The sequence below is a fragment of the Egibacteraceae bacterium genome, assembly GCA_035540635.1.
Classification (GTDB): domain Bacteria; phylum Actinomycetota; class Nitriliruptoria; order Euzebyales; family Egibacteraceae; genus DATLGH01.
In genome coordinates this window covers 1-5,340 of sequence record DATLGH010000071.1, presented here as the reverse complement: position 1 = coordinate 5,340, position 5,340 = coordinate 1, and the positions used below count along the sequence as shown (strand labels likewise).

The window sequence follows — 5,340 nt, the reverse complement described above, 5'->3', positions numbered from 1 at the left end:
CGGCAGGTGACCCTCGCCGACGCCCTCGACGCGGCGACCAGTCCCCACGACCTGCGCATCGCCGTGCCCGCCCCGGTGGCGGCGTCGAGGCCCGCGGCGCGCACGGCGATGCGCAGGTCGTGGGGACTGGTCGCCGCGTCGAGGGCGTCGGCGAGGGTCACCTGCCGCGTGCGGACGAGCTCGAGCAGGTGGCCGTCGAAGGTCTGCATGCCGTAGTAGGAGCCCTCGTTGATGGCGTCGACGATCTGGTCGGTCTTCTCGTGGTCGAGGACGAAGTCGCGCAGGCGCGTCGTCATCACGAGGCACTCGATGGCCGCGACGCGACCCCCGTCGGCGCGCGGCACCAGGCGCTGGCAGACGATCCCCTTCAGCGAGTTCGCGAGCGACAGGCGCACCTGGCCCTGCTGGAACGGCGGGAACATGTCGATGATCCGGTTGACCGTCTCGGTGGCGTCGGTCGTGTGAAGCGTGGAGATGACCATGTGCCCCGTCTCGGCGGCCTGGAGCGCGGCGGTGACGGTCTCGACGTCGCGCATCTCACCGATGAAGATCACGTCGGGGTCCTGGCGGGCGACCGAGCGCAGTGCGGTGACGAAGTTGGCCGTGTCGACGCCGACCTCGCGCTGGTCGATGATCGCGCGCTGATCGGTGTGCATGATCTCGATCGGGTCCTCGATCGTCACGATGTGGCACGCCCGCGTGGCGTTGATGTGGCTGACCATCGCCGCGGTCGTCGTCGTCTTGCCCGACCCGGTCGGCCCGGTGACGAGGACGAGCCCGCGGTGCTCCTCGGCGAGCTTGCGGACCGCCGGCGGCAGACCGAGCTCGTCGAAGGACTGCGCGCCGCCGAGCACCCGCCGCAGCACGAGCCCGACCACGCCCCGCTGACGGAACACGGCGACGCGGAAGCGCCCGAGCATCGGCACCGCGTAGGCGAAGTCGGCCTCGGCGCCGGCCTCGAAGGCGGCGAGCGGCTCCCCCTCCATCATCTGACGGGCGAAGTGCTCGGTGGTCTCCGGCGTCAGCGACGGCAGACCGGCGCACTCCTCGAGGTCGCCGTCGACGCGGACGTAGGCCGGGCCACCCGCCTTCAGGTGCAGGTCCGAACCGCCGCGCGCGACGAGCCGGCGCAGGTAGTCATGGATGTCCATCACCGTGCGTATCGGCGGAACCGGCCCCGGCCTTGACCGGGGTTATGCTCCTACCCATGCCCCGCTACCCCACGAAGCGGGCGGTGTCCGCCGGCGGGCTGGTCTTCGACGACCGGCCCGAGGGCCGCTGGGTGGTGCTGATCTCCCGACGCAACGCCGCCGGCAGGTTGCAGTGGACCCTGCCGAAGGGAGGCCTCGAGGACGGCGAGGATCTCGCCACCGCGGCCGTGCGCGAGGTGCGCGAGGAGACCGGTCTCGAGTGCTCGATCATCGACAAGCTCGGGGTCATCGACTACTGGTTCGTCTGGCGCCCCGACGAGGTGCGCTACCACAAGTTCGTCCACTACTACCTCATGCGCCACGACGGCGGGGTGCCCCAGCCCCGCGACGACGAGGCGGAGGACGTCGTCTGGCTCCGCTTCGACGAGGCGCTCGAGCGGCTGACGCATCCCAACGAGCGCCGCCTCGTCGAGCAGGCGGCAGGCCTCGGCGAGGTCGGCGTCACGTCCCTGCGCGAGGAGGCCGGGCCGTGACGTCGCGTGGGGGTCCCCTCCGTGGCCGGCGCGCGCGGGCCGGTGCGGGCCTGCTCGCGGTCGCCGCGCTGGCGCTGCTCGCGCTGCCGGCCGCCGCCCAGCAGACCGGTAGCCGTGACGACCTCGACCTCGCGGTCGTCGCGCTCACCGGCGCGCTGGCTCCCGGGGGAGAGCTCGCGGTGGGCCTTCGGGTGTCGAACGGCGGCGAGCGGGACGCGGAGGGGCTGCGGGTCGTCGGGACGCTCTACAGCCCGGTCGCGAGCCGCCTCGCGTTCCAGCTGGCGGTCGACGACGGGCGGCTCGGTGCGGTGCTCGACGGGTTCTCCGCGGAGATCGACCTCCTGCGTTCCGGTCGCAGCACCTCGGTGAAGCTCAACCGCACGGCCGCCCAGCTCGGCTTCCGGCGGGCCGACCAGTTCGGGGTCTACCCGCTGCGCCTTCAGCTCCTCGACCGGGGCGAGGTGGTCGACGAGGTCCGCACGGCCGTCGTGTTCACCGCCGAACGGGTCGACGAGCCGGTCCGCACGGCGTTGGTCGTGCCGGTCGCGGCGAGCCCCCTCCCGCTGCCGGACGGCACGTACGACCGATCCGAGCTGCTGTCCGAGCTCGGCCACGGCGGGCGTGTCCAGGGGCTCGTCGGCAGCCTCCAGGCCCGGCCGGGCTTCCCCGCCACGCTCGCCCCCGACAGCCTGCTCCTCGACGAGGCCGCCGACATCGCGGGCGGCTTCCGTCTGGCCGAGTCGCCGCGCGACGGCACCCGCCCGCCCGTGGTCCGCGAGGTAGGCCCGGAAGACTACCTCGCGGTGCAGGCCCGTCGCCTGCTGGAGCGGACCGCGGAGGTGACCGCGCGCCAACACGTCGACGTGCTCGCGCTGCCCTACGGCCGCGCGGACCTCACGGCGCTCGTGCGCGGCGACATGACCGCCGAGGCGGTGCGCCACGTCGAGGAGCCCCACGCCGTCGCCGCCGAGCTCGGGGTCTCGCCGGTCGCGGGGGCGCTGTGGCCGCCCGACGCGCTGAACCCCGCCACCCTCGCCGCCGTCGTCGGCACGGGGACCGACACCCTCGTCCTGAGCGAGCGACACCTCGACATCCCGGAGGGTAGGGCGCTGTCACCTTCACCGTTGCGCGACCTCGCTCGTACCCGGGGGACGTCGCCGACCGTGCTCGTCCCCGACCCCTGGCTCGAGGAGGTCCTCGCTCGCGAGTCCACGCCCGACGGCGTCCCGGTCGCCGTGCAGCGGGTGCTCGCCGAGACCGCGGCCGTGTACTTCGAGCGGCCGTTCGCCGACGCCGTCCGCGGACTGCTGCTCGCCCCGCCGCAGTCCTGGGCACCCGAGCGCGGCCTTGCGGGCGGCCTGATGGACGCCATCGCGGAGGCCCCCTGGCTCGCCCCCGTGCCCCTGTCACGGCTCCTCCGCACCGTCGAGCCCGAGGCGAGCCCGGTGCGCCTGCGGTACGACACCGCCGCGCGCGAGCGTGAGCTGTCGAGCGCCTACGTCGCCGCGCTGGGCGAGGCCCGGCGTTCCCTCGGCTCGCTCGCGGGCGTGCTCACGGGCGACGCCGACACGCCGTCGCGCTTGGACCGGCTTCTGCGCGCCGCTGCGTCGGTGGAGTTCCGCAACCGTCCGGAGGCGGCGAGGGGCCGGGCGATGATCGCCGGCGTCGCGGACACGGTGACGAACCTCTACTCGTCGGTGGCCATCCTCGAGGGGCCGCAGGTCTGGATGGAGGCCGAGGGTCCGGTGCCGGTGACGGTGGCCAACAACGCCGAGGTGCCGCTGCGGGTGCGGGTCCGGCTGCTGAGCCAGCGCTTCGTCTTCGACCTCGGCCCCGAGGGGCAGGTGGTCGACCTCGACCCGGGAGAGACCCGCACCCTGACCGTGCAGGCGCGCGCGGTCACCCCGGGCGGGCGTGCCCCGGTCAGCGTCGTCGTCCAGGACGTCGACGGGGTGCTCACCCTCGCCGAGAGCACGGTCGTCGTGCGCTCCACGGCGGCGTCGATGGCCGCCGTCGTCGTGACCGCGGCGGCGGGGCTGTTCCTGTTCGCCTGGGTCGTCCAGCAGGGCATGCGCCGGCGCGGGCGGCCCCGTCCGGGCGCCCCCGCGGAGAGCCCGCGACCGACCGCTCGAGCCGGAGGGCGCCGGAGCCGATAACGGCCGCATGGTGTCGAGCATGGCCGAGCGGGGGGACGTGGTCGTCTCAGGTCTCCTGCGGTTGGTGACGGGCCTGCTCGTCGCCACCGTCGTTCTCCTCGACGGCGGCGCGGTTCTCGTCAACCGGGTCCAGCTCGACGAGGTCGCCCGCCGGGCCGCCGTCGCCGGTGCCTTCGCCTGGACAGGCGGGGGGTCGCCGCACGTCATCGAGACGGCCGTCCGCCAACGGCTGCCGCACCAGACCGGCGTCACGCTCGAGGCGGTGACGGTCGGCGGGGCCCGCGTGTCGGTCACCGTCAGCCGGCCCGCCCAGGTGCTGCTCCTCGGCCGGATCGGTCCCCTCTCCTCCTGGGCGCACGGTCGGGCGACGTCGAGCTCAGCAGCCGGCTCGGCGTGACCCATCGACCTCCCCCGCCCGGTACAATCGCAGGGGTTGTGCGGGTGCGGGCCGTAGGCCTGCAGCCGCGTAGCCGGCGCCGGCCGGCTGTCGTCCTCTGAGCTTCCTCACCGGGCCTCTCCTCCCATGCGCGAACCGACCGACGGCGCCGAGCCTCCTCGCGAGGCGGGCGCGAGCACCGACGGGCAGGGCCCCGTCCCCTCCGCCGTCCTCGGCGGGCGCTACCGGCTGGAGAGCGAGATCGCGAGCGGCGGGATGGCGGCCGTCTGGCGCGCCCACGACGAGCTGCTCGACCGCACTGTGGCGGTCAAGGTCCTCCACGGCCACCTCGCCGCCGACGACGAGTTCCGCGAGCGGTTCCGCCGCGAGGCCGTCGCCGCCGCGAAACTGACGCACCCGCACATCGTCGGGGTCTACGACACGGGCAGCCAGGGCCCGCTCGCGTGGCTCGTCATGGAGCTCGTCGAGGGCCCCACCCTGCGCGACCTGCTCGACGCCGGCGGCCGTCTCGAGGTCGCGCGCGCGGCCGCAATCGGCGAGAAGGTCGCCCGCGGCCTCGCCTTCGCCCACGAGCGCGGCCTCGTGCACCGTGACGTGAAGCCGGCCAACATCCTGCTCGACGACGACACGACCGTGAAGGTCGCGGACTTCGGCATCGCCAAGGCCGAGGGGACCGAGGGCGACCTGACCGGCACGGGGACGGTGCTCGGCACCGCGGGCTACGTCGCGCCCGAGCAGATCCTGTCCGAGCCCCTCACCGGCGCCTGCGACCAGTACGCCCTGGGCTGCGTGCTCTACGAGGCGCTCACCGCGCGCCGGCCCTTCGCCGGCGCGTCCCCGATGGAGACCGCCGCACTGCGGCTGCGCACCGACCCGCCGCCCCTGCGCAGCGTGCGACCCGAGCTGCCGGAGGACCTCGCCGCCGCCATCGAGCGGGCGCTCGCGCGCCGGCCCGAGAACCGCTTCCCCAGCGCAGCGGACTTCGCCGACGCGCTCGCGCGGTTCGCCGACAGCGGCCACACCCTCGCGCTGCCGGCCGCCCCGGCGCCGCCGCCGGGCGCCTCCCCCCCGGCGCCGCCGGTTTCGCGGCCGGCCTCCCGGCC

5 protein-coding genes are annotated in these 5,340 nt (G+C 74.8%); 4 read left to right on the top strand and 1 reads right to left on the bottom strand.

Annotated features, from left to right (window positions below):
* Positions 1 to 1,151 (bottom strand): PilT/PilU family type 4a pilus ATPase (locus tag VM324_11985; protein HVM00002.1); only part of this gene is annotated, 1,151 nt, incomplete at its 3' end.
* A gap of 56 nt (positions 1,152 to 1,207) precedes the next feature.
* On the opposite strand from VM324_11985, the gene VM324_11980 reads away from it, so the two are divergent.
* From VM324_11980 to VM324_11965, 4 genes are all read left to right on the top strand, one after another.
* The gene (locus VM324_11980; protein HVM00001.1) at positions 1,208 to 1,684 is read left to right on the top strand and encodes an NUDIX hydrolase; all 477 of its coding nucleotides are present in this window, start codon (positions 1,208 to 1,210) and stop codon (positions 1,682 to 1,684) included.
* A complete protein-coding gene (locus tag VM324_11975) occupies positions 1,681 to 3,840 on the top strand; it encodes a DUF6049 family protein (GenBank protein ID HVL99999.1) in 2,160 nt (719 codons plus the stop codon). Before VM324_11980 ends, VM324_11975 begins: the two co-directional genes overlap by 4 nt.
* Positions 3,841 to 3,847: 7 nt before the next feature.
* The gene (locus VM324_11970; GenBank protein HVL99998.1) at positions 3,848 to 4,237 is read left to right on the top strand and encodes a hypothetical protein; all 390 of its coding nucleotides are present in this window, start codon (positions 3,848 to 3,850) and stop codon (positions 4,235 to 4,237) included.
* Positions 4,238 to 4,363: 126 nt separating this feature from the next.
* A partial coding sequence (locus VM324_11965; protein HVL99997.1) for a serine/threonine-protein kinase occupies positions 4,364 to 5,340 on the top strand: 977 nt, incomplete at its 3' end.